Annotated in this window: 24 protein-coding genes and 1 tRNA gene; 14 read left to right on the plus strand and 11 right to left on the minus strand. The window is 61.0% G+C overall.

Going from position 1 to position 22,997, the window contains the following annotated elements:
• Positions 1-25: 25 nt before the first annotated feature.
• The 4 genes from CHEJ32_RS0116985 to CHEJ32_RS0117005 form a co-directional block, all read right to left on the minus strand.
• On the minus strand, positions 26-328 hold the full coding sequence (locus tag CHEJ32_RS0116985) for an antibiotic biosynthesis monooxygenase (RefSeq protein ID WP_034658660.1): 303 nt from the start codon (positions 326-328) through the stop codon (positions 26-28).
• Between the two features lie 283 nt (positions 329-611).
• Positions 612-1,883: an energy transducer TonB gene (locus tag CHEJ32_RS25145; RefSeq protein WP_034658652.1), complete on the minus strand. Its 1,272-nt coding sequence runs from the start codon at positions 1,881-1,883 to the stop codon at positions 612-614.
• 12 nt (positions 1,884-1,895) lie between these two features.
• Entirely contained in the window at positions 1,896-2,324 is a 429-nt protein-coding gene (locus CHEJ32_RS0117000; protein ID WP_028034860.1) for a hypothetical protein, read from the minus strand.
• Positions 2,325-2,326: 2 nt separating this feature from the next.
• Positions 2,327-4,396, minus strand: a complete 2,070-nt coding sequence (locus CHEJ32_RS0117005; RefSeq protein WP_051469717.1) for a TonB-dependent receptor domain-containing protein — start codon at positions 4,394-4,396, stop codon at positions 2,327-2,329.
• Positions 4,397-4,611: 215 nt separating this feature from the next.
• Between CHEJ32_RS0117005 and hemP the strand changes: the two genes are divergently transcribed.
• The 5 genes from hemP to CHEJ32_RS0117030 are packed head-to-tail and all read left to right on the plus strand — an operon-like array spanning position 4,612 to position 8,679.
• Positions 4,612-4,815, plus strand: a complete 204-nt coding sequence (gene hemP / locus CHEJ32_RS25150; protein WP_034658653.1) for a hemin uptake protein HemP — start codon at positions 4,612-4,614, stop codon at positions 4,813-4,815.
• A gap of 14 nt (positions 4,816-4,829) precedes the next feature.
• Positions 4,830-5,888 carry a hemin-degrading factor gene (locus CHEJ32_RS0117015; RefSeq protein WP_028034862.1) on the plus strand — a complete coding sequence of 353 codons (1,059 nt, stop codon included), beginning with the start codon at positions 4,830-4,832 and terminating at the stop codon, positions 5,886-5,888.
• Positions 5,889-5,902: 14 nt separating this feature from the next.
• Positions 5,903-6,781 carry a hemin ABC transporter substrate-binding protein gene (locus tag CHEJ32_RS0117020; protein ID WP_034658655.1) on the plus strand — a complete coding sequence of 293 codons (879 nt, stop codon included), beginning with the start codon at positions 5,903-5,905 and terminating at the stop codon, positions 6,779-6,781.
• A gap of 2 nt (positions 6,782-6,783) precedes the next feature.
• Positions 6,784-7,881 (plus strand): iron ABC transporter permease, encoded by a 1,098-nt coding sequence (locus CHEJ32_RS0117025; RefSeq protein WP_051469718.1) that lies wholly within the window; start codon positions 6,784-6,786, stop codon positions 7,879-7,881.
• A 9-nt stretch (positions 7,882-7,890) separates the two neighbouring features.
• Entirely contained in the window at positions 7,891-8,679 is a 789-nt protein-coding gene (locus CHEJ32_RS0117030; protein ID WP_028034865.1) for a heme ABC transporter ATP-binding protein, read from the plus strand.
• A gap of 3 nt (positions 8,680-8,682) precedes the next feature.
• Here the strand turns inward: CHEJ32_RS0117030 and rirA are convergent, their stop codons facing one another.
• The gene (gene rirA, locus CHEJ32_RS0117035; RefSeq protein WP_028034866.1) at positions 8,683-9,144 is read right to left on the minus strand and encodes an iron-responsive transcriptional regulator RirA; all 462 of its coding nucleotides are present in this window, start codon (positions 9,142-9,144) and stop codon (positions 8,683-8,685) included.
• A gap of 219 nt (positions 9,145-9,363) precedes the next feature.
• Here rirA and CHEJ32_RS25155 point away from each other — a divergent pair, with 219 nt between their 5' ends.
• Positions 9,364-9,927: a GNAT family N-acetyltransferase gene (locus CHEJ32_RS25155; protein ID WP_051469719.1), complete on the plus strand. Its 564-nt coding sequence runs from the start codon at positions 9,364-9,366 to the stop codon at positions 9,925-9,927.
• A gap of 17 nt (positions 9,928-9,944) precedes the next feature.
• Here the strand turns inward: CHEJ32_RS25155 and CHEJ32_RS0117045 are convergent, their stop codons facing one another.
• On the minus strand, positions 9,945-10,640 hold the full coding sequence (locus tag CHEJ32_RS0117045) for a fumarylacetoacetate hydrolase family protein (RefSeq protein ID WP_028034867.1): 696 nt from the start codon (positions 10,638-10,640) through the stop codon (positions 9,945-9,947).
• 210 nt (positions 10,641-10,850) lie between these two features.
• Between CHEJ32_RS0117045 and CHEJ32_RS25160 the strand changes: the two genes are divergently transcribed.
• Positions 10,851-11,429, plus strand: coding sequence for a sigma-70 family RNA polymerase sigma factor (locus tag CHEJ32_RS25160; protein WP_028034868.1), 579 nt, complete (start codon positions 10,851-10,853; stop codon positions 11,427-11,429).
• A gap of 421 nt (positions 11,430-11,850) precedes the next feature.
• Here CHEJ32_RS25160 and radC read toward each other — a convergent pair whose 3' ends face one another.
• From radC to sfsA, 3 genes are read right to left on the minus strand one after another with little or no spacing between them, the layout of a single operon-like run.
• Entirely contained in the window at positions 11,851-12,606 is a 756-nt protein-coding gene (gene radC, locus CHEJ32_RS0117060; RefSeq protein ID WP_028034869.1) for a DNA repair protein RadC, read from the minus strand.
• Positions 12,607-12,637: 31 nt separating this feature from the next.
• On the minus strand, positions 12,638-13,462 hold the full coding sequence (map, locus tag CHEJ32_RS0117065; RefSeq protein WP_028034870.1) for a type I methionyl aminopeptidase: 825 nt from the start codon (positions 13,460-13,462) through the stop codon (positions 12,638-12,640).
• Between the two features lie 10 nt (positions 13,463-13,472).
• Positions 13,473-14,174, minus strand: a complete 702-nt coding sequence (gene sfsA, locus CHEJ32_RS0117070; RefSeq protein WP_028034871.1) for a DNA/RNA nuclease SfsA — start codon at positions 14,172-14,174, stop codon at positions 13,473-13,475.
• A gap of 145 nt (positions 14,175-14,319) precedes the next feature.
• Here sfsA and CHEJ32_RS0117075 point away from each other — a divergent pair, with 145 nt between their 5' ends.
• Together CHEJ32_RS0117075 and CHEJ32_RS25165 are read left to right on the plus strand one after the other, a co-directional pair.
• Positions 14,320-14,727, plus strand: a complete 408-nt coding sequence (locus CHEJ32_RS0117075; RefSeq protein WP_028034872.1) for an SdrD B-like domain-containing protein — start codon at positions 14,320-14,322, stop codon at positions 14,725-14,727.
• Positions 14,728-14,830: 103 nt separating this feature from the next.
• Positions 14,831-17,134 (plus strand): mechanosensitive ion channel domain-containing protein, encoded by a 2,304-nt coding sequence (locus CHEJ32_RS25165; protein WP_051469720.1) that lies wholly within the window; start codon positions 14,831-14,833, stop codon positions 17,132-17,134.
• Positions 17,135-17,149: 15 nt separating this feature from the next.
• Here CHEJ32_RS25165 and CHEJ32_RS0117085 read toward each other — a convergent pair.
• Positions 17,150-17,224, minus strand: a tRNA-Val gene (locus CHEJ32_RS0117085).
• Positions 17,225-17,279: 55 nt separating this feature from the next.
• The gene (locus CHEJ32_RS0117090; protein ID WP_028034873.1) at positions 17,280-17,975 is read right to left on the minus strand and encodes an HAD family hydrolase; all 696 of its coding nucleotides are present in this window, start codon (positions 17,973-17,975) and stop codon (positions 17,280-17,282) included.
• A 173-nt stretch (positions 17,976-18,148) separates the two neighbouring features.
• On the opposite strand from CHEJ32_RS0117090, the gene rpiA reads away from it, so the two are divergent.
• The 5 genes from rpiA (at position 18,149) to CHEJ32_RS0117115 (ending at position 22,994) form a co-directional block, all read left to right on the plus strand.
• Positions 18,149-18,859 carry a ribose-5-phosphate isomerase RpiA gene (rpiA, locus tag CHEJ32_RS0117095; protein ID WP_028034874.1) on the plus strand — a complete coding sequence of 237 codons (711 nt, stop codon included), beginning with the start codon at positions 18,149-18,151 and terminating at the stop codon, positions 18,857-18,859.
• Between the two features lie 20 nt (positions 18,860-18,879).
• Entirely contained in the window at positions 18,880-19,452 is a 573-nt protein-coding gene (locus CHEJ32_RS0117100) for a DUF2059 domain-containing protein (protein WP_028034875.1), read from the plus strand.
• A 109-nt stretch (positions 19,453-19,561) separates the two neighbouring features.
• Positions 19,562-20,944 carry a glutathione-disulfide reductase gene (gene gor, locus CHEJ32_RS0117105; protein ID WP_028034876.1) on the plus strand — a complete coding sequence of 461 codons (1,383 nt, stop codon included), beginning with the start codon at positions 19,562-19,564 and terminating at the stop codon, positions 20,942-20,944.
• 155 nt (positions 20,945-21,099) lie between these two features.
• Positions 21,100-22,476: a class II 3-deoxy-7-phosphoheptulonate synthase gene (locus tag CHEJ32_RS0117110; RefSeq protein ID WP_028034877.1), complete on the plus strand. Its 1,377-nt coding sequence runs from the start codon at positions 21,100-21,102 to the stop codon at positions 22,474-22,476.
• Between the two features lie 110 nt (positions 22,477-22,586).
• A complete protein-coding gene (locus tag CHEJ32_RS0117115) occupies positions 22,587-22,994 on the plus strand; it encodes a GFA family protein (RefSeq protein ID WP_034658656.1) in 408 nt (135 codons plus the stop codon).
• The last annotated feature ends 3 nt before the right edge of the window (positions 22,995-22,997 follow it).

The raw sequence follows: 22,997 nt of genomic DNA on the forward strand, positions 1-22,997 counted from the left end.
ATCCGCTTGCAGCGCTTGGCCGTCTCTAGGCGCCTTCGACCACGCTGAACCCTTCGAAGACGGGCGGGCCCTTATAGAGGTCCTTGTTCTGGCCGGCATTCTTGTGCGCGTTGCGGAAGTTTTCCGATTTCGTCCAGGCGAGGAAATCCTCCCGGCTTTTCCAGATCGTATGGGACGCGTAGAGCGTGTAGCCTTCCTCCTCGTTGCGCGGCCCGCGCAACAGGCTGAACTCGATAAATCCCGGCATCTGGGCGAGGCTCGAATCCCGGTTCTTCCACACCTGCTCGAAGGCTTCTTCCTGGCCTTCCGCAACCCTGAACCGATTCATCGCGATAAACGTGCTCAATCCCTGTCTCCGTTTCTTCGTCTAAGGTTTTCTATTCATTGCCGAAGCGCTGAGGGGAAACAACAGCACGTTTTCCGCCAGCTTTCCTGTTCTGCGGTGCGCGGGATCCGGCCCGGCCTGACGCCCGCCACGGATCTCACCCACAGTGGGATCGCATAAGTCCGCCCCTTGTCGCATCATTTCCAGGAGCTCTTGCTTAAGGCCGTCGCCGCGCGGGGCGGCCAGTCGGTGAAGTGCGGTGAGGTGGAAAATCGGCGACATCCTATCAACGCCTGAATTCGAGCGGCACAGTGAAAGGCCAGGAAGACCTGCCCGCATCGGCCGGGATTTTAGGAAATGGAGCGGCTCGTTGGACCGTCTCGACGGCGGCCTGGTCCAGAATGGGGGATCCGGAACTACGCACCACACGAATGCCACTCACCCCGCCATTGCTCGATACGATGAAAGCGACGCGCACCTCTCCACGGAGGCGTTGCCGCTGAGCTTCGCGGGGATAGCGCAGCGACCGGCGGAGCTTTGCAACGACCTTGCCTGGATAATTCGACACCGCGGCATTGCCGGCCTGCGAGGCGCGTCCGGCACCGCGGCTTGCCGCCCCATCTGCCGTCCGGCTGCCTTCGGACGAACCGCGCTTTGCATCCCGATCATCCCGGCCTCCGGAACCGCCGGCTCTTTGCGGCGCAGGCTTTTCGGCCTTCGGCTCCGGTCTTTCGGCTGCTCGCGCTGCACGTTGCTTCGGCTCAGCCACCTTTCGTTGAGGCTTGGGCGGCCGATAATCCGGACGCGGTGTTGGACGAGGGACTGGAGCCATCGCCACCGCATCGTCTTCGGGGACGATTTCCTCCACAGGCTCGATGGGCTCCGCGGTAACCGGTTCCGGCGTGGTGATGCTTGCTTCCTGTGTCGCCGGTGCAACCAGGATCTGCTCCGGTTGGATCGGTTGAGCCTCGCTAGGCTTTTGCGGACTGGGCTCGCTGGATGGCTCGGGATCGATCGGCTCAAGCGGCTCGAGGGGGACCGGGTCTGTCGGCGTCTGCGATGTTTCCTCCGATGTCGTGTTGGCCGTCTCGACGGGCTCGATCCTCTCCTGGAGAGGCGTCAGCGACTCTACCGGCGCCGGCTCGGAGGTCGCCGCTTCGTCCGCCGGCTCGATGGTTTCCGTCGGCGCACCGGCGGCGCTGAAGTCCACCAGATCGGTGCCCCAGATGACGACTTCCTCCTCAGCACCGCCTGCGATCTGCACGTCCTGCCCTTTCAGGAAGAGAAAAGCCGCTGCAGCGCTGACATGGAGAGCTACGGAAAAACCGAAAGCGAGATTGCGGCGTGTGAAAAGGCCTTTGGCCTTGGCTTCCTTGGCGGGTACGGCTGGCGCATCCGGAATGGTCACCGGAAGCGGTGCGTCGCTATCGCCCATTTCCGCCAATGCGGGGACGATGTCGAGCTTAACCGGACGCTCGCGAAGATCCGGCTCGGTCCCCCCGGCATCCTCGGCCGGGGTGCTGCGGTTGGGAACAATGTCGAGATCGATCGCGAGCACCGGCGGTAAGCCTCACTTTCCGAAGGTGACGGCGCTGCGAGTCGCCGTCTCCAGGCGCTCCATGCAGGCCGAAGCTTCCGGCCCTTCGCAGGCGGTGGCGCCATTGAGGAGGATGCGGCCCAGATCCGAGCAGTTGAGATCCGGAAGATCGAACTGGCGCACCTTCGTCTCTCCGTCCGGTAGCTCCTTGAAATCCAGGACGGTGAGCCGTTTCACGACTCCGTCCTTTCCAAAGAGCGCCACCTCATAGGCGGTTCGGGAGATATCCTTCCCAAGGCGGTTGGCTGCAACGAAGGTGAGCCTGCATCCACGCTGGCTGGCCTCCGCTCCGTTGAGTTCAAGCGAGAGGGAGGGCGGCGGGTTGCCGTCCTCTTGGGCCAGGGCGTGGCCGATACCGGCCGCGAGTGCCAGGATTAGTGAAAATGCCAGCCGCGCGCGCATGTTCAGCCTCCGAAGCGGAGGGTGGCGCCCACCTTCACGGTAACACCGGGCTGATAGTCGAAGCCGCTGGAGGTATCGACGAGCGGGACCACATATTTCTCGTCGAAAAGGTTGTCGACGCGGAAATCCAGCCGCAGGTTCTCGGTCGCCTTATAGTTGGCGTAGATATTTACCAGCGTGTAGTCTTCTGCGAAGCTCGATCCCTTCGGCGCCTCGTTGAATTGAACCTCGCCGCCGACTGTCAGGCGCTCATCGAGGAAACGCATGCCGAGATCGGCCGTAACAGTCGTTGGCGGAATGGTCGCAAGGTCCGTCCGCGTGCCGTCCCGCTGGATTTCGTGGCCGTCGATGACGGAAATGCTCAATCCCCCGAAGAACCGGCCAGCATCGTAGTATCCTTCGAGTTCAAAGCCGTCGATCTCGGCCGCATAGACGTTCTGGTACTGGACGCAGAACCGCATGGGCGAGAAGGAGCACGCCGAGCCCGGTCCCATGAAGATCGTCTCGGTCGTGATGAAATCGTCCACGTCATTGTGGAAATAGGCGGCCTTGAGCCTCAGCCTGTCGTCCGGCCGGAGGAGCCCTTCGGCAGCATAGTTTACGCCGACCTCCCACGTCTTACCGGTTTCCGGCCTCAGGTCGGGATTGGGAAGGAAGGGGAAGGGCGGTCTGGGATGCATTCCGCTGATGAAGGCTTCGGACGTATTTGGCGCGCGATAGCCTTCGGCATAAGAACCATAGATCTGGAGGCCAGAAAGCAGGCCTTCGCGGAAGGGGGATACGCCTACGCTGATGCGTGGCGAGATACGGTCGTCGGAACTTTCTTCCGAGGCCTCCAGCGTATAGGAATCGTAACGCAGGCCCCCGACCACCTCGAGCCAATCATAGGTCAGCTTGTCCTGGATATAGGCGCCCCAGACGGTGCGCTTTCCGGCGGGGTTGAAGAAATCGGCACCACCAGCCGTGGTCGAACTGAAATCGTCATAGACCCAGTCGCCGCCGACCGTGAGTTCATGCTGCACGGCGCCGGTATCCAAATAGGAGGTGTTCCAGATATCGAAGCTCGAGGTTCGAAGATCGTATTCGGTCGGCTCACCCGCGTCCGTCTCGGTAAGATCCATGGAGTTGACCGCGCCCTTCACATTGAGGTTCAGCCATTTCTCCCCCTCGTCGGAGATCTTGAACTCGCCGGTGAAGGTACTGTCGCGCAGCTCGTTGTCTGTCACGTCCGACGTGGACCATTCGTCGCGTGAGCCAGTCCAGCCAAGCGTGAGTTCGCTCAAATCGGTTGGCTTCAGCGTCGCCTTGGCATGGCCGCTCAGAACTTCGAAGCCTGAATGTTCGACCGTATTGCCGGCGCCATCGTCATAATCGCCGTAATCGCGCCAGACGATGTTTCCCAGGACCGAAAAGCTATCGGTGAGCCGGTAAGCGCCGGTCGCGCTGGTGGTCCAGCCCGAACCGTTCGATTCGTAACGAGCCGTGGTGGAAAGAGCGTAGGTCTCCCAATCGCGCAGAAAATCTTCCGCCGTCTTGGTCTCGAAATACACGACGCCGCCAATTGCGCCGGAGCCGAAAGTATTGGCGCTCGGCCCGCGGATCACGTCAACCTGCTTGATCAGCTCGGGGTCGATCCAGAACATGCGCGAGACGTCGTGGCCGTTCTTGTGGAAGTTCTGGCGCGCGCCATCGACGATGACGGCGACGCGTCCGGCATCCTGCAGGCCGCGGATATTGATATTGGCGACCGAAGGCTGCCCGTCCGCATAGATATTGATGCCCGGAACGCCGAAGAGCAGATCGCTGGGCGTCGTCGCCATGCGGCGCTCGAGCCGCTCCTCGCCGACGTGACTGACCGAAGCCATGCTCTCGATCGGCGTTTCGCCGGTTCGACTTACGACCGTGATTCTGTCGAGGAGTGTACCGGATGCGTTTTCACGACTGATTTGGCTTGGCTGGTCGGCTTCCGCCCCCTGATTTCCGGTTTCCTGGGCGGCTGCGCCAATAGAAGTAACAAGAACAGCTACGCAGCCAAGCATTGCTGTCCGATGTCGAGCGATAAGCCCCTTCATGCGAATCCCCTGATCTCTCGATGAGGCCTTCGCTGGCTTGCCTAAAGAGGCTTGCTGGCTTGCCTTGCCCCCCGGCGGGCTAATGTTGAGTAGCATTATCCGGTATTGCGCTTCCTATTTAAGTTGATTATTGGTGTCAAGAAATCAGATCACAGTCACGACATCGCCCAGCCAGCCCCAATGCGAGCCAGGCGCCAAGACCAAGGGCACCGAACGTGAACGCTGAATTTTCTCTGGATCGCAAGCCGCCCACGGCACCGCGCGACGAGGCTGAACTGCCTCGCAATGACACGCCGCCTTTACGCACCGTTACGAGCGAGGAACTCTTTCGTGGCGCGCAGGAGATCGTCATCGTTCACAGCGGCTCATTTTACCGCCTGAAGATCACCAGGCAGGGCAAGCTTATTCTCAACAAGTAGGACTGGGGGACATCATGAGTGTCGAGGCGACTCTTCGGCCGGAAGACATCCGGCTGAAGCGCGAGCAGAATCCGAAGATGCGCGAGCGGGACCTCGCCCGTATCCTCGGTATTTCAGAGGCCGAGCTGGTGGCTGCCCATTGCGGCCAAGGCGCGAGGCGCATCGAGCCGCGGGTGGCGGAATTCCTGGCAGGCATGGAGGCCGTAGGCACGGTCATGGCGCTGACGCGCAACGAAAGTGCCGTCCACGAGAAGATCGGCGTTTATGAGAACGCGTCGGCTTCCGAGAAGAGCGCCATCGTGCTCGGCAAGGAAATCGATCTCAGGATCTTCCCGATGCACTGGGTGCACGCTTTCGCGGTCGAGAAGCGCGATGGCGGGGATGTGCGTCACAGTCTGCAATTCTTCGACCGGGCAGGGGACGCCGTCCACAAAGTGCATTTACGGCCGGAATCTGACCTCAATGCCTATTTGAGCTTGGTCGAGAAGCTTACGAGCGTGGACCAGAGCCCGCGGGTCGAGGTGACGCCGATCGTTTCCAGCGAGACGTCCTGTGGGAACGATGCGGCGATTGGCGAGACCCTGCGCGAGCGCTGGACCGCGATGCAGGATGTCCACCAATTGGTGGGCATCCTGCGCGCCTTGAAGCTGACCCGCCGTCAAGCCGTGCATTTGATCGGTGACGAATTCGCTTGGCGGCTGGATCACGCTGCCGTTTCCATGATGATGGAGCGCGCGGTCGAGAAGAAAACGCCGATCATGTGCTTCGTGGGCAGCCGCGGTTGCATACAGATCCACTCGGGGCCAGTCATGAACGTGGCGCCCATGGGGCCGTGGCTCAATGTTATGGATCCTACATTCCACATGCACCTGCGGCTCGATCATCTTGTCGAGTTGTGGGCGGTCCGCAAGCCGACCAAGGACGGCCATGTGACCTCCCTGGAAGCTTACGACGCTGCCGGACATCTCGTCGTCCAGTTCTTCGGGAAGAGGCATGAGGGCGAAAGCGAGCGGGCGGACTGGCGCTTGCTTATGGAAGAACTGCCGCGTCTCGCGCAGGCGTCGGCGGCCTAAGGAGAATTGGCGGAATGAAGTTCCCTAGGCTTGCCGCGTTCTTGATGGCAATCGTCTGCTCGTTTCCGAGCTACGCGCAAGACGATCTGCCGGAACCCTTCGAGGATCCTTCTCGCCTCGTGACCATAGGCGGGTCTCTCACCGAGATCGTCTATGCTCTCGGCGAGGAGCACCTGCTCGTCGCACGCGATTCGACAAGCATGTTCCCTCAGCAGGCCATGGAACTGCCGGACATCGGCTATATGCGCCAGCTTTCGCCGGAAGGTGTGCTCTCGGTCGCGCCCACGGCCATCCTGGCGCTGGAAGGCAGCGGACCGCCAGATGCCCTTGATGTGCTCGCCAGGGCAAGCGTGCCGCTCGTTCTGGTTCCGGAGACCTTCGACCGCGACGCCATCCTGCGAAAGATCCGCATCGTCGGGAGTGCCTTGGGAAAGGACGAAGAGGCTGAGAAACTTGCCGCAAAAGTGGGCGCGGAAATCGATCAGGCGGAAGCGCTGACGAAAGACGTTGCAGAACGCAAGCGCGTGCTTTTCATCCTAAGCAACCAGGGTGGTCGCATACTCGCTTCCGGGACGGGCACCGCCGCGGACGGCATCATTCGTATGGCTGGTGCGATCAACGCTGTTGGAGTGTTTCCGGGATACAAGCAGCTATCCGAAGAAGCGATCATCGAGGCGCAACCCGACCTGATCCTGATGATGAATCGCGGCGAAGGTCTGGATATCGGCGAAGAGGACCTCTTGGCAAATCCCGCGATCGCCGCGACGCCGGCAGGCCGCAACAAGGCTATCGTGCGGATGGACGGCGGCTATCTCCTGGCGTTTGGCCCGCGGACAGGCGACGCGGTTCGCGATCTGGCGGCAGCGCTCTACGGCACCGGCATCGCAAACTGACCATGAGCCAGCCTGTGGAAATGACGCTCTTCCGTCGATTTGCCGACGCTCCGGAGGGAGATCGATCGGCCCGGGCGAGGTTCGTGCTGGTGCTCCTCGCGCTCCTGCTCGGTGTCATCACAGTGTTCGGCATTGCGACGGGCGCCTCCGACGCGTCAGTTTCCGGTGTGATCGAGAGCTGGTTCTATGGAGGCACCGATGGCGTGCTTTCAGAACGCGACCGTCTGATCATCCACGAAATCCGTCTGCCGCGCATCGCGCTGGGAATTCTGGTCGGCGCGGCGCTCGCTGTTTCGGGTGCTGTCATGCAAGGGCTCTTCCGCAATCCGCTTGCCGATCCGGGTATCGTCGGCGTGGCCGGCGGCGCGGGCTTGGGGGCCATTTCCATCATTGTGCTGGGGAGTACCCTCCTTTCGCCTCTTGTCGTCCTTTCGGGGCTCTATGCGCTGCCGCTTGCCGCATTCTGTGGTGGATTGCTGACAACGCTCATCCTCTATCGCGTCGCGACGAGGCGAGGGCAGACCTCGATTGCGACAATGCTGCTGGCCGGTATCGCACTAGCGGCTTTCGCAGGAGCCTTATCGGGCGTGCTCATCTATCTCGCAGACGATCGGCAATTGCGCGATCTCACGTTCTGGCAGCTCGGCTCTCTGGGGGGCGCGACATGGGTGAAGATCTTGGCAGCCGGACCCATTATTGTTGCAGCGCTCGCTCTGACGCCATTGCTCTCACGCGGACTTAACGCACTTGCCTTAGGCGAGGCTTCAGCCCGGCATCTCGGTGTACCTGTCCAGCGCGTGAAGGTCTTGGCAGTTCTCGCCGTGGCCGGTGCTACCGGTGCTTCCGTGGCCTTCACAGGGGGTATAGGCTTTATCGGCATCGTCGTGCCTCATCTTCTGCGCCTTATCATCGGTCCGGACCACCGCTACTTGTTGCCCGCTTCGGCATTGCTGGGCGCCAGCCTCCTCCTCCTGGCCGATGCGGTGAGCCGCACCATAGTGGCGCCGGCAGAACTGCCCATCGGGATCGTCACCGCTGTTTTCGGGGCGCCCTTCTTTCTGTGGGTGCTGCTGCGCCGGCGTGGAATTCTCGACTTGTGAGGACTGGCCATGATTGAGACACGAGACCTTGGCGTCTCGATCGGGGGAAAGCGCATTCTCTCCCGCCTCGCCTTCACCGCAGAGCCGGGCCTTGTCACCGCGATCGTCGGTCCGAACGGTTCGGGCAAATCCACCCTGATCAAGGCGCTTTCGGGCGATCTGCCATATGAAGGCAGCATCACCTTTAACGGTATCGAGCTCGCTGGTCTCAAACCTGCGGATGCAGCAATGGTGAGAGCCGTTCTGCCACAGGCGGTTGCTCTTTCTTTTCCCTACACGGTACGGGAGGTTGTGAGCCTTGGTATTCTGGCGGGATATACCGGGGTCGATGCCGGCCAGAGCCATCACTTGCCGGAACGCGCTTTGGCTAAGGTCGATCTCGCGGGCTTTGCAGGCCGGCTCTATCAGGAGCTTTCAGGTGGCGAACAGCAGCGTGTCCAGCTCGCACGCGTCCTGTGTCAGGTCTGGACAGCGGTGCTCGAGGGGAGGCCCCGATATCTGCTGCTTGATGAGCCGGTATCGAGCCTGGACATAAAGCATCAGCTTCTTGTCATGCGGATCGCGCGTGACTTCGCCCGACGCGGGGGAGGGGTGGTGGCTGTGCTCCACGATCTCAACCTGACGGTCGCAGGCGCCGACAAGGTGCTTGTCATGCACCGGGGGCAAGCAGCCGCCTGCGGTACGCCTAGGGAGGTGATGCGGGATGCGTTGCTGTCGGAGGTTTTCGATTGCCAGCTGAGAGTAGGCGCAGTTCCGGCGGAGGCACCGTTTCTCCTGCCGCAGACGGCGCTGGGGTAACACTTAGATCGGCGCTGCCGCTCGATCCAATTGCACGTCCAGACCCAGTAGATCGCGCATGTTGGGGCGCGCATCGATCAGATCCTGGATCGTATAGGAGGCGAGGACTTCGAAAAATGCGCCGAGTGCCTTCCGGAGCGCCTCGTTAAGACCGCATCCCTCTACCAGCGGGCACTCCGTATCGCTCTCGAAGCACTCCGCCATGGCAAAACTCTCTTCCGTCACGCGTACGACATCGAACAAGGTGATTTCCTCGGCCGGCTTGGCGAGCTTCACGCCACCATTGCGGCCGCGCACCGTCTGCACGAAACCGGCTTCAACCAGAGGCTGAAGGATCTTGAAGAGAAAAAGATCGGACAGGGAATAAGCCTGGGCAATATCCGGGATCCGGCTGAGACGGCCTTCATTCGCCGCGCAGTACATCAGAATCCGGATTGCGTAATTCGTCTGTCGGGTGAGCCGCATGGAAAGCCCTTCGCTGTAAGTCTGCTTCAATATGGATCATAGATTAGAACAATTCCAGACATGATTCACAAAAATATGACAGCATAGCTCCAGATTTTTGAGCTATGCGCAGCTGGCAGAGCCGCGATGCGCAGTCGCGACTTGCAAGCCCATGATTCTCTACACATATAGGTTGCGAGTCGAGCGGCTCGGGGAGGAACCCACGAGGAAGTGCGGCTTATGGTCCAACCTGTTCAATTTCGGAAAGAAGTGCCTTCCGGCCTGATTCGCCGGTTAAGACCGTCGGAGCTTGGCCTGTTTCGCGACCATCTCCTCCGGCTTGACCGTGAAAGCAGGCGTGATCGCTTCAACGGCTCCATCGGCGATGCTTTCCTGAAGGAATATGCGCGTCGCAGCTTTGAGCAGGGCGCGACGGTACTGGGCTATGTCCAGAACGGACGCGTGCTCGGCGCCGCTGAATTGCACGAGCGTCCGGAACTCGACCCGCCGACTGGCGAAATCGCCTTCAGCGTTGAAAAGGAACTGCAGCATCGCGGGCTGGGAAGCCGTCTTTTCGAGCTGCTCATCGCCCATGCGCGAGCGCTCGGCTACACGCGCCTGCACGTCACCACGCATCCAAACAATGGCGCGATGCGCGCGCTGGCAAGAAAGTTTGCCGCCAGCCTCAGCTTCGAGGAAGGCGAGACCGTAGGGGTGATCGAACTGGACGCTAGCCTGTCGCGCGGCGGCGAACTAGCCGCGACACATCCCGCACCTCCTAGGAGGGACGCTGTTCCGGCCTGATCGCCGGAAGTGTTGGACTAGCGCTTACCCACCTGGATCGAGATTTCGCCGAGGCCTTCGATTCCGCCTGTGATCTGCTGGCCGGGGTCGACGCGACCCACGCCCTCAGGCGTTCCGGTGAAGATGAGATCTCCCGGTTCAAGCCGGACAGCTTTGCTGCAAAATGCGATCACATTGGCTACGGGCCATATCAGATCTGAAAGATCGGCATCCTGGCGGGTCTCGTTGTCGACGGAGAGCCAGATACGGCCTTTTGCCGGGTGTCCGATGCTTTCGACCGGGCGGAGCGGTCCGCAAGGGGCAGAGTTGTCGAAGCCCTTCGCCCAGTCCCACGGCCGGGCCGCTTTCTTGGCTTCGGCCTGCAAGTCCCGCCGTGTGAGATCGATGCCGACGGCATAACCCCAAACATGTGCCAGAGCCGCCTCTACCGGGATGTCGTTTCCGCCCTTTCCAATCGCAGCCACCAGCTCGATCTCGTGATGAAGGTCGCTGGTGAGCGGGGGATAGGGTATGGTCGCTCCGCTATCCACCACGGCATCGGCAGGCTTGGTGAAGAAGAAGGGATCCTCGCGGTCGGGATCATGCCCCATCTCCCGGGCGTGCGCCGCATAATTGCGTCCTACGCAGAAGATGCGCCGCACCGGAAATCGCCCGACATGACCGGCCACCGCAACCGATGGCACCTCTGGTGCGGGAATGACAAACTCTACCATGCGTTCCTCCGAAAACCGCCGCAGAGATGAACCAACCGGGCGGTGGTGGCAAGCGGCAAACCAAAGGAGCCGCCCGCAAGCTCGGCCATACGGCTACGGCAACGGCGTTCTTTCCTGGAAGTTCAGTTCGGCTTTTTGGAACTCCCATCGCTATCGCGCATTAATCCCGCGAGCAGCCGAAAAGATTCGCCGTTAGAGAAGGGATTTGGAATGGCACCGTCCCCAGTCGAGAGAGACAGCGCCCCCAGGCATCCCGGCTCCGAGATCGTAGACCTCATTCCCGCACTGCGCGCTTTTGCGAGAACCTTCTACCGTGACCCGAACGATGCCGACGACCTGGTGCAGGAGACGCTGACGAAAGGGCTTTCACACCTGCATCAGTTTGAAGCCGGGACCAGTATGAAGTCCTGGCTTTTCACCATCATGCGCAACACCTTCTATACGAAGATCAAGGTCGCCAAGCGTGAGGCGCCGGGCACTGCCGATTGTGTCTCGGCGCGGCCGGTGGTCAATCCCACCCAGGAATGGTCTGCGCGCGGCCTGGAGATTCATAACGCCATCCAGCGCCTCCCCGAGCAGCAGCGCGAGGTGATGATGCTGATAGGCGTGCTCGGCATGAGCTATGAGGAAGCGGCAACGATCTGCAATTGCGCCATCGGCACGATCAAGAGCCGGCTCAACCGCGCCCGCTTGCGGCTTCTGGCCGAACTCGGAGAGAAGTCGAGCCTTTCCGCGGTCGAGCGCGAAGAAGCGGCCCCTGCAGGCGACGACGGGATTTTCTACGCCTGAGCGCGGCATTCGCGAGCGCCGAGCTTGAACGGGTCAAGCCGTTCCCTTGGAGCCCCGCGCAGCATCCCCTGGTTCCCGCTCGGAGGCGAGAGCCGGGGAATTTTGCCCAAGAATGCATCGACGTGCTGCTTTATTCTTCAGCGGCTGCGCCCCCCAATCCATAAGAGCCCCTTGTTCCAGGCGTGCTAAGTCACTGCGCCGTAGTCATTTTTCGTTTTCCATTACAGTTGGCACACAACCTGCATCGCTGGATACGGAACCAGAGGGGTCCAACGAAGCGCCATCAAAGGCGCTCAAAGCTGCCGGTCGGACTCGATCCACTTGCCGCGTGTGGCGAGATCCGGCCGGCAGCCCGTTTGCCATCTGAGAATATCCGCTGCCTGTCGTGAAGCTTGAAAATGTGGGCCTCACGGGAGCGCGGCTAGATCAGCCGCATGCCCTTCATGCTGGAATGACCCTTCTTGCCGATGATGATGTGGTCATGAACGGTAATGCCGAGCGGCTCCGCCGTGGAGATGATCAGTTTCGTCATCTCGACATCGGCGCGGGAGGGGGTGGGATCTCCCGAGGGATGATTGTGCACGAGGATGATGGCGCTTGCAGACAGCTCCAAAGCCCGCTTCACGACCTCGCGCGGATAGACGGGCGTATGGTCGACGGTGCCGGTTTGCTGCAATTCGTCCTTTATGAGGGCGTTCTTCTTATCCAGGAACAGGATCCGGAACTGCTCGCGATCCTCATAGGCCATTGCGGCACGACAATAATCGAGAACCTGGGTCCAGGAGGAAAGCACCTGTTTCCCGCGCACCTCGTTGCGCAGCATGCGTTGTGTGACAGCCGCGATCAGTTTCAGGTCCCTGGCGGCCGCTTCACCGATTCCCGGTACTTCTTTCAACCGATGTTCAGGCGCCCCCAACACCTCGCCGATCGAGCCGAACCGGTTGAGCAATTCCTTTGCCGGCCCTTTGGTGTCGGCGCGCGGGACCGAGCGGAAAAGCACCATCTCCAGAAGCTCGTAATCGGCAAGCGCGTCCGCTCCGGCCTCGTCGAAACGTTCGCGCAAGCGCTCGCGATGCCCTTCATAATGTTTTTTGACGCGTATTTCCGGCTTGCCTGACGCGCCTCGCGTGGTGTGCAGGACACCCTCTCCAAAGCCGCTATTGCTATCGTCCGCCATAAAGCTCCCCCCAGCGACGATCGCAGGGTAGCTAGCCAAGGCCCGGACGATCAAGCCCCGCAGGCGAAAGCGTGAAGATTTCGCATCCTGTCTCCGTCACGCCCACGCTGTGCTCGTATTGCGCGGAAAGGGAGCGATCGCGTGTAACTGCGGTCCACCCATCCGACAAAACCTTCACATGGGGTCTGCCGAGATTGATCATCGGTTCGATGGTGAAGATCATACCGGGCCGCATCTCGACCCCTTCATTGGGATTGCCGTAGTGCAGAATGTTCGGCGCGTCGTGGAAAAGGCGGCCGACGCCGTGTCCACAGAAGTCGCGCACCACCGAGCAGCGCTCGCCTTCGGCAAAGGTCTGGATCGCGGCGCCGATGGCGCCGGTTCGCGCGCCGGGTTTCACGGCGGCGACGCCTCGCATCAGACATTCATACGTCACCTCGAGAAGGCGTTCCGCAGCCCGCTTGATCTGCCCGACGGGATACATGCGGCTTGAATCCCCGTGCCAGCCGTCAAGCACATAGGTCACGTCGATGTTGACGATGTCGCCCTCGCGAAGCGGCTTGTCATCCGGAATGCCGTGGCAGACGACGTGGTTGATGGAGGTGCAGGTCGATTTCGTGTAGCCGCGATAATTGAGCGTTGCCGGGATCGCCCCATGATCCATGCCGAACTCGAAGACGAAACGATCGATCGCGTTCGTCGTCACCCCCGGCTTGACGATCGAGACGAGCTCGTCAAGGCAGCGGGCCGTCAACTGGCACGCCCTGCGCATGCCTTCAAACCCGTCCTTGCCATAAAGCCTTATCTGGCCGGTGTTGCGGAGGGGAGCAGTATCGGCGTCGAGATAAGTCACCATCGGGGAGGCCCTAGCAATCCATGTCAATCAGGCGATCGGGAACGATCGCATCCGCAGAGATTTGGCACCCTACCACGAAAGCTTCAACCCCCGCACGTCTCGCGCGCTCGAAAGCTGCGGAATAAGCCGCATCCAGATCCGCACAAAGACGGAAGCGTGAGCAGTCGCCGCGTTGGACGATATAGATCATGACAGCCCGGTAACCGAGGGTGCGCATGGCCGCAAGCTCGTCCAGATGCCGGGCGCCGCGGTCTGTCCTCGTATCCGGGAATTCGGCAAGTCCTTTCTCGCGCATGAAGTGGACGTTCTTGACCTCCACATAGGCCGGCGGACGCTCGGGATGCTCCAATAGAAAATCGATGCGAGAGCGTTCGCCATAACGCTGTTCCGGCTTCATGACTGGATAGGAGCCTAGATCTCCTACAAGGCCGGCGCGGATCGCCTCCGCCGCCAGGCGGTTCGGCAGGCCGGTATTGATCCCGACCAGTGTGCCGTCTGCTTCGACGATCTCGAGCGTATAGGCGTATTTGCGCTTGGGATTGTCCCATCGAGAAAGGAAGACGCGTGAGCCCGGGGTCGTTAGGCCGAGCATGGAGCCGGTATTCGGCACGGACACCGTGATTTCCGTCCCGTCTGCGAGCAGGACGTCTGCCAAAAACCTTTTGTAGCGGCGCAGGAGCCGTGCTTCGATCAGCGGGGCGGGAAATTTCATGACCTGGCTTGTTGTTGTTTTGGAAATGGAATGCTGCATACGATCCGGTCGCGGCCGGGTCAAACCGTCCGGCATTTTGGCCCCTCCGGCTTGACGCAGGGTGTCTTGTCCGGCCTCATGGTGTCGAGCAATTTGGAGGCGTGCAATGGCGGCCAAGTGGGTCTCCCAGGGTTCCGTAGCGGTTTTCGCATGGGCGATGCTGGCCATCCTCATCCGCGAGGCTCGCGCGCAGTCGCTTGAATGTGCGGAGGTGATAGGCAAGGTCTTCGACGATCGGAACGGCAATGGCTATCAGGACAAAGGAGAGAAGGGCCTGCCCGGGGTGCGGGTTGCAACACCCAACGGATGGCAGGTTATCACGGACCAGCACGGCCGGTTCCATGTGACCTGCGCGGATTTCCCCGACCACTCCATCGGCTCGAATTTCATCTTGAAAGTCGACATAAGATCCCTGCCGACCGGCTACCGGTTGACCACTGAAAATCCAGGCATGGTGCGCTTGACCTCCGGCCGGCTCGCCAAGCTCAATTTTGGCGCATCCGTGCAGCCTTGACCGCCTGCCTCGCTCTCGCCCCAAACTAATATTTGGTTAAGCCGCCCGTGCTTAGGCTGGCGCGCGGTCTTCGCGGGATCGCGGGAACTTTTTTGGGGGGTCTATGCGGCTAATTGCTCTCCTGTTCATCCTCATCTGTGCGCTGCCGGCTGCGGCACAACCGGTGAATGAGGCGAATAATGCTGGTATCGCGGCCTCCCAGGCCGAGGTCGATGCACTCATCCAAATTCTGGAGAACAACGAGAGCCGGGCCCGGCTAATCGAAACTTTGCGCCGGGCCGGGCCTGAACAGGCGGGGGACGAGGCCGAGCCCACGGGCGTCTTCCAGATCGGCGAATACACGCGCGCCGCTGTGGAGAGTTCCGCCGCATTCATTGCCGCGGTCGTTCGGCTGTCCGGCGAGATCTCTGATATCTTTGCAGGCACGAGCACGGTCGATTTCGCGGCCATGTGGAACGCGGTCCGCAATGTCATCATCGTTGCGGCCGTCACTTTCGCCGCGTTCTTCCTGATGCGTCTGGTCTTCAGGCGAATTCAGCTTGTCGTCGCAAAAGGGGCGGCGGGCTCAAGCCCGCTGCAGCGCGCCGGCCTCATCGGTATCGCTGCACTCTTCGATATGGCGACCGTGCTTCTGGCGTGGACGGCGGGTTACGTGCCTGCCCTCTATTTCGACCTATCGGACAGGGCAGGGAGTGGACAGACGCTTTTCCTTGGCGCATTCCTGTCGATCGAGCTTGCGAAAGTGGCCGCACGCGTGCTGCTTGCACCGAGATGGCCCGCGCTGCGCTTTCTGCGGATAGGCGACACCACCGCCGCCTACTGGTACTTTTGGGCCAGCCGGCTGCTTAGCGTCGTCGGCTATACCTTCCTTTTCCTGGCGCCCATTCTTGCGGCAAGCGTGTCACAGGGTGCTGCGCAGGCATTGCGCGCCTTCGTACTTTTCTGCGCTCTCACCATGGGCTGCATCATCATAATGCAGAACCGGGATCCCGTGCGCAGATGGCTGACGCGCCAGGCCGAACGCGTGCAATCCGAGGTCGTCGCGCGTCTGCTCTCAGCCCTTGCGCGGTATTGGAACGTCCTTGCGATCAGCTATCTGGTCCTGATTTTCGGCCTTTGGCTCGCCGATCACGAAGCAGCGCTGCCTTTTGTACTGACTGCTACCGCCCAGTCCCTTATCGCTGTGGCGGTAGGCATGGCGCTTACCGTTGCGGTGACGAAAGTCGCCTCCGGCGGGATGCATCTGCCCGCCGACATTCGTACGCGCTTGCCTTTGCTGGAACAGCGTCTCAATGCATTCGTGCCGAACGTGTTGCGGGTGATCCGCGGGGTCATTGTTCTTGGTGTGGTAATCGCCATAGCCCAGATCTGGCTGGTGGCCGATTTCCTCGGCTGGGTTTCGAGCGAGGCAGGCCAGCGGGTCGTAAAGTCCGTCCTTTCGGCGGGGCTGATCCTCCTTGCAGGCAGCCTCCTCTATCTCGTCGTCCAATCCTGGGTGGAATACCGGCTTGATCCCCCGAAAGCCCGCAAGCCCAGCCCTCGCGAACGCACTCTGCTTTCGCTCTTCCGCAATGCATTTACGATTGCGCTGGGCGTCCTCGTTTTCATGCTCGTCCTGTCCGAGTTGGGCGTGAATATCGCGCCGCTCCTGGCCGGTGCGGGTATTCTCGGCCTGGCAGTGGGTTTTGGAGCCCAGAAGCTGGTTCAGGACATAATCACGGGCGCCTTCATCCAGTTCGAGAATGCCATGAACGAGGGGGATGTTGTGACGGTGGCGGGCATCACCGGCACGGTCGAGCGTCTCACGATCCGCTCAGTTTCCCTGCGCACGCTGGACGGCGCGTATCACCTGATTCCGTTCTCGTCGGTCGATTCGGTATCGAATTTCATGAAGAATTTCGCCTACCACGTCGCGAACATAAGGGTCGATTACGGGATGAGCGTTCCCGATGTGAAGCGCGCCATCCTCGACGCGTTCGAGCAGTTGAAGCTGACGGAGCACGGCCCTCACATTCTCGGCGATCTGGAGATGCACGGTGTGACCGAGTTCGGCGATTCCGCGATCATGGTCCGGGCGCGCATCAAGACGGTGGCGGGTCAGCAATGGGTGATCGGTCGAGTCTACAACGAGATCATCAAGGAGGTCTTTGACGCGCGCGGAATCGCCATTCCGTTCCCGCAGGTCACGCTCAATGTAGGCAATGAAGATCGCGGACAGCCATCCATCCTGTCGGCCGAGATTCTCGCCGAGAAAAGCGAGAGCCGCTCCTCGGACCGAGCCAAGACACGTTCCTCTGTAGGCAAGGGCGAAAGACCCGCGGTCACCGCCAAGCGTTTGCGTGCGAAAAGGCGTGCGTCGGATGGACCGGCCGAAAGCGGCGGCGACGTGGAAAACCAGCAGGTGTAGCTTGTGCCAAGGGAGTGGTGGGCGCGACAGGGATTGAACCTGTGACCCCACCCGTGTGAAGGGTGTGCTCTCCCGCTGAGCTACGCGCCCGCCCGGCGGCAAATCGCCGAACGCGCGGCGATATAAGGGAGCCCCAGGGACTAAGTCAAGCCACCGCTTGGCCTGCGGCCGATTTGATGAGCTTGTTTCCCAACTCGACCGTCAACTCATCGAAATGGGAGATGACGATGCTCGGCTCGAATTCCTGCACCGGCCGGTCGGTATAGCCGAAGTCCACGGCAACGACAGGAATGCCGGCTGCCTTGGCCGTATCGATGTCGGTGCGCGAATCACCGACCATGACCGCGCGATCGGGATCCCCACCGGCAAGCTTGATCGTATCGATCAGGTGACGGGGGTCGGGTTTGCGATGGCCGAAGGTGTCCGCCCCGCAGATCGCAGCGAAGCGTTCGTCGATTTGCAGCGCTTCCAGCAGCCTCTTGGAAAGGTCCTCAAGCTTGTTTGTGCAGACGGCCGCAATGAAGCCTGCACTTCGAAAGCGCTCCAGCGCGTCCATCACTCCTGGGAACGGGCGCGAAAGCCCGGGCATACCGGCGGTGTAGTGCTCGATGAAGAGCTTCTGCAGGGCATCGAGCTCCTCGTTGTCGATCGGCCGCCCATGTGCGGCGAACGCCCGCTCGATCATGACTCGGCTTCCAAAACCCACATAGCGACGGATCTCAACAGGGGCCACTTCAGGCACGCAAACCGTTCGCAGGCAGTGGTTGAGGCTGTCGAGGAGATCTGGCGCAGTATCGACGAGCGTTCCGTCGAGGTCGAAGACGATGATCGGGGATGTCATGAGAATTCCCTTGTTGCTTCTCCCGCGATAACCCGCGTGACCTCATTGTTCAAGGAAGGCATGGGACCCAATGGCTGACAGGTCATCAAATGCGGTAACTATGCACAGGCTGCAAAGCCATTTGCGAGAAAAGGTGAAACGGGCTAGGAAGCCGGTCTGCTCGTGGGGGCAAGATGGTATCGGACGCGAAGACGTTGAAAATTGAAGCCGCCCGGGCAGCGCTCGGGCAGGTCGAAGACGGGATGAAGCTCGGAATCGGCACGGGCTCGACCGCAGAGGAATTCGTGCGGCTTCTGGCTGCGCGGGTGGCTGAAGGATTGACAGTCGTCGGCGTTCCCACCTCGGAACGCACGGCAGCTCTGTGCCGCGAGCTGTCGGTGCCTCTTTCCACACTGGACGAGACGCCTGAGCTCGATCTCACGATTGATGGTGCCGACGAAGTGGGACCGGACCTCACCCTCATCAAGGGCGGCGGTGGCGCGCTGCTTCGCGAGAAGATCGTGGCTGCCGCCTCGCATTGCATGCTGGTGATCGCGGACGAGAGCAAGCTTGTCGATGTGCTCGGGCGCTTTCCGCTGCCCATCGAAGTAAACCCGTTTGGGCTTCGCGCCACCGGGATCGCCATCGAGAAAGCGGCGAGCCGCCTTGGCCTTTCCGGTGAAATGAGGACTCGGATGGCTGGTGACGAGCCTTTCCTCACCGATGGTGGACATTTCATAATCGATGCATCTTTTGGCCGTATTCCAGAGCCAAGAGCACTCGCGGAGGCGCTGAACGCAATTCCCGGTGTCGTGGAACACGGTCTCTTCATCGGGCTCGCTGGCGCGGCGATAATTGCAGGCAAAGACGGTGTCAGGACGCTCGGCGCCGGCAGCCGATTCTAGGAAACGGAGAAGAAGCAAAGATGAAACTGGCCAAACGCGCTCGCATGATCGCATTGACTGCCGCGATGGCACTTTCGGCGCTGTCTCTTCCGGCGGGAGCGCAGGAGATTTCGGAGGAGCATCTCAAGGCCGCGCGCGCCGCAATCGACGCGATCAACGCGACCGATCCGTTCGACAATTATCTCCCGGACGCTGCGGCATCGCTGAAGGCACAGCTTATTCAGCAGAGCCCGAATCTGGTGGATCTCATCAATTCCACGGTGGATGAGAAGGCGTTGGATCTCGCCAGCCGCCGTGCGGACCTCGAGAAGGAAGCTGCCCTTGCCTATGCGCGCATGTTCAGCCAGGAAGACCTGCAGAACATCGCGACATTCTATAGCTCGGCGACAGGCAAGAAGCTTCTGTCCGACGGTCCTATCGTTACGCGTGAACTCCTGCAGGCCGCTGAAATATGGCGCCGGGGCGTAGCGCGTGATCTGACGAATTCCGTGGTTGAAACCCTCCAGGCTGCAGCCGGGGCACAGGCTCCGAAGGCGCCCGCCGAGGAGCCGGCCGCCGAGGGTCAAGCGGGTGAAGCGCCGAAGTCCAACTGAGCGCAACCGGCATTGAATAGAATTGAAGGCCCGGCCTCAGTGCCGGGCTTCCTTTTTGCACCGCAAAAGCATAGCTGCAGGAAACCGAAGGAAAGCGGCGGAAGAGACCATGGCGAATTATGACCTCGACCTGTTTGTCATCGGCGGTGGCTCCGGCGGCGTGCGCGCGGGCCGCGTTGCGGCATCGATGGGCAAGCGCGTTGCCATTGCGGAGGAGTATCGTTTCGGGGGCACCTGCGTGATCCGCGGCTGCGTGCCGAAGAAGCTGTTTGTCTACGCTTCGCAATTCCCGGAGCATTTCGAGGATGCCGCCGGCTACGGCTGGACCGTCGGAGAGAGCAGGTTTGATTGGCAGACGCTCATCGCCAACAAGGACCGGGAAATCGGAAGGCTGGAAGGCCTTTACCGAAAAGGGCTGGAGAATGCGGGCGCCCGGATTATCGAAGGCCGGGCAACTCTTCTCGATAGGCACACCATCCGCGTCGGCGATGAGACATTCACCGCAGCCAACATCCTGATCGCGACTGGCGGCAAGCCGAATCCCCATGTTGCGCTTCCCGGTCGCGAGCACTGCATCACATCAAACGAGGCGTTTCATCTGGAAGAACTGCCTGGTTCCATCGCGATTGAGGGCGGTGGCTATATAGCGGTGGAGTTCGCCAATATCTTTCACGGCCTCGGCGTGAAGACGACGCTCATCTACCGCGGCAAGGAGATTCTGGGCCGGTTCGATGGCGATCTCCGCAAGGGCCTGCACGAAGCCATGGAGGCCAAGGGCATTCGCATCGTGTGCCAGGACGTCATCGAAAAGGTGGAGAAAGAGCCCGATGGCCGGCTTGCCGCGCATTTGATGTCGGGCTGTATCGAGACCTTTGACGAAATCATGCTCGCCATTGGCCGCGTTCCCAACACACAGGATTTAGGGCTTGAGGCTGCCGACGTGGAGACTGGTGTGCGGGGCGAAATCCTCGTCGACGAGTATTCGCGGACCAATGTCGAGAACATCTGGGCCATCGGCGACGTCACCGACCGGGTGCAGCTTACGCCTGTCGCGATCCACGAGGCGATGTGCTTCATCGAGACAGCCTTCAAGGACAATCCGACCAAGGTTGATCATCAGGACATCGCCACAGCTGTGTTTTCGCAGCCGGAGATTGGAACCGTGGGGCTCACCGAGGAGGTCGCGGCCAAGCAGTTCGATGAAGTCGAGGTCTACCGCGCCAGCTTCCGGCCGATGCGCCACACGCTGGCCGGCCGGCAGGAAAAGATGATCATGAAGCTCGTCGTGGATGCCGGCTCAAAGCGCGTTCTCGGCGCGCACATCCTTGGGCCGGACGCTGGCGAAATGGCGCAGCTCCTCGGTATCGCGATAAAGGGGAGGCTTACCAAGGACGTCTTCGATCGCACGATGGCCGTGCATCCGACAGCCGCGGAGGAGTTGGTGACCATGTATCAACCCACTTACCGGGTGAAGCATGGTGAGCGAATTTGACCATCTGCTGAAGCAAGACGGAGGCGCTTGAACACGGATGATGTTTTTGCATCGATCCGTGGGCAAATGCGGGGTAGTATCGGAGCCCTGGTTCGGCTAAATAGCCGCCATCTCGCTGGCAGGTGCCGCGGGGGAAGAAGCCTATGGGTGTTGATATGACGAAGTGGTCACCGAGTTCCTGGAGAAGCAAGCCTATCCAGCAGGTCCCGGCCTATCCGGATTCTGCGGCGCTGGCTGACGTCGAGGCTCGCATGGCCACCTATCCGCCGCTTGTCTTTGCAGGCGAGGCGCGCAAGCTCAAGAAGCAACTCGCTGCCGTCGCGAATGGCGAGGCGTTTCTGCTCCAGGGTGGCGATTGCGCCGAGAGCTTCTCGGAACATGGCGCCGATAACATCCGTGATTTTTTCCGCGTGTTCCTGCAGATGGCGGTGGTGCTGACCTTCGCCGGCGCCCAGCCGGTGGTGAAGGTCGGGCGCATAGCAGGCCAGTTTGCCAAGCCGCGCTCCTCGGACAACGAGACGATTGATGGCGTGACGCTCCCCTCCTACCGGGGCGACATCATCAACGGCATCGAATTCACCGAAGCGGGGCGCGTACCGGATCCGGCGCGCCAGGAGATGGCTTACCGCCAGTCGGCGGCCACCCTTAACCTGCTTCGCGCCTTCGCCCAGGGCGGCTACGCGAATCTGGAAAACGTGCATAAGTGGATGGTGGGCTTCATCTCCGACAGCCCGCAGGCGGAGCGCTACAAGGCGCTCGCCGACCGCATCACCGAAACGATGGATTTCATGCATGCCATCGGCATCAATGCGGAAAGCCATCCTTCTCTGCGCGAAACGGACTTCTACACCAGTCACGAGGCGCTGCTCCTCGGTTACGAGGAAGCGCTGACACGCATCGACTCGACGTCTGGTGATTGGTACGCCACTTCCGGCCATATGATATGGATCGGCGACCGCACACGCCAGCCCGACCACGCGCATGTGGAGTATTGCCGTGGTGTGAAGAATCCGCTCGGCCTCAAATGCGGTCCATCGCTGGAGCCGGAGACACTGATCCGGCTGATCGATGTCCTCAACCCGCAGAACGAGCCCGGCCGGCTCACGCTGATCGCACGCTTCGGGGCGGAGAAGGTGGCTGACCACCTGCCGAAACTGGTTCGTGCGGTCGAGAGGGAAGGGCGCAAGGTCGTATGGTCCTGCGATCCGATGCACGGCAACACGATCTCGCTCAACGGCTACAAGACCAGGCCTTTCGACAGGATCCTCAAGGAGGTGCAGACCTTCTTCGATGTACACCGTGCGGAGGGCTCCCATCCCGGTGGCATCCATATCGAGATGACGGGCAAGAACGTCACCGAATGCACGGGCGGCGCCCGCGCGATTTCGGCCGAGGACCTGCACGACCGCTATCACACGCATTGCGACCCGCGGCTCAATGCCGATCAGGCGCTGGAGCTTGCTTTCCTCGTGGCCGAGCTTCTCAAGAAGGACGCCGCGGCCCATTCTCACAAGCAGGCGGCCGTCGGCTGAGACCTGACGCGGAGATGCATTGAACTGACCGCAGCGTTCAAAATTTTGCGGTGCTGCTTGAACCCTCGCCATGGCATGATGGCGGGGGTTTTGTTTCGAGGAGGCTGTTGATGGAAATCCGGGAGGGAGGGTGCTTGTGCGGTGCCGTCCGCTACCGCACAAGCGATGTGTCGCGCGGCGTCGTCTACTGCCACTGTTCCCAATGCCGGAGACAGACAGGTCACGTCTATGCCGCCACCCGTGTGAGGCATGACCGGCTGACGGTCGAAGGCGCCGACAAGCTTACCTGGTACGCCGCTTCGGAATTTGCCAAGCGCGGCTTTTGCAGCACCTGCGGCTCCGCGCTTTTTTGGAAGAGGGACGGCACCGACACGATTTCGATTATGGCGGGCAGCTTTGACCAGCCTAGCGGACTAAAGGCCAAAGCTCATATCTTCGTTGCCGATAAGGGCGATTATTACGAGATCGAGGACGGGCTGCCACGATATGCCCGCGGTTCCTCCGATGCCTCATCATAGCGA

Origin of the sequence: Chelativorans sp. J32 (genome assembly GCF_000518985.1) — a bacterium.
Lineage (GTDB): Bacteria > Pseudomonadota > Alphaproteobacteria > Rhizobiales > Rhizobiaceae > Chelativorans.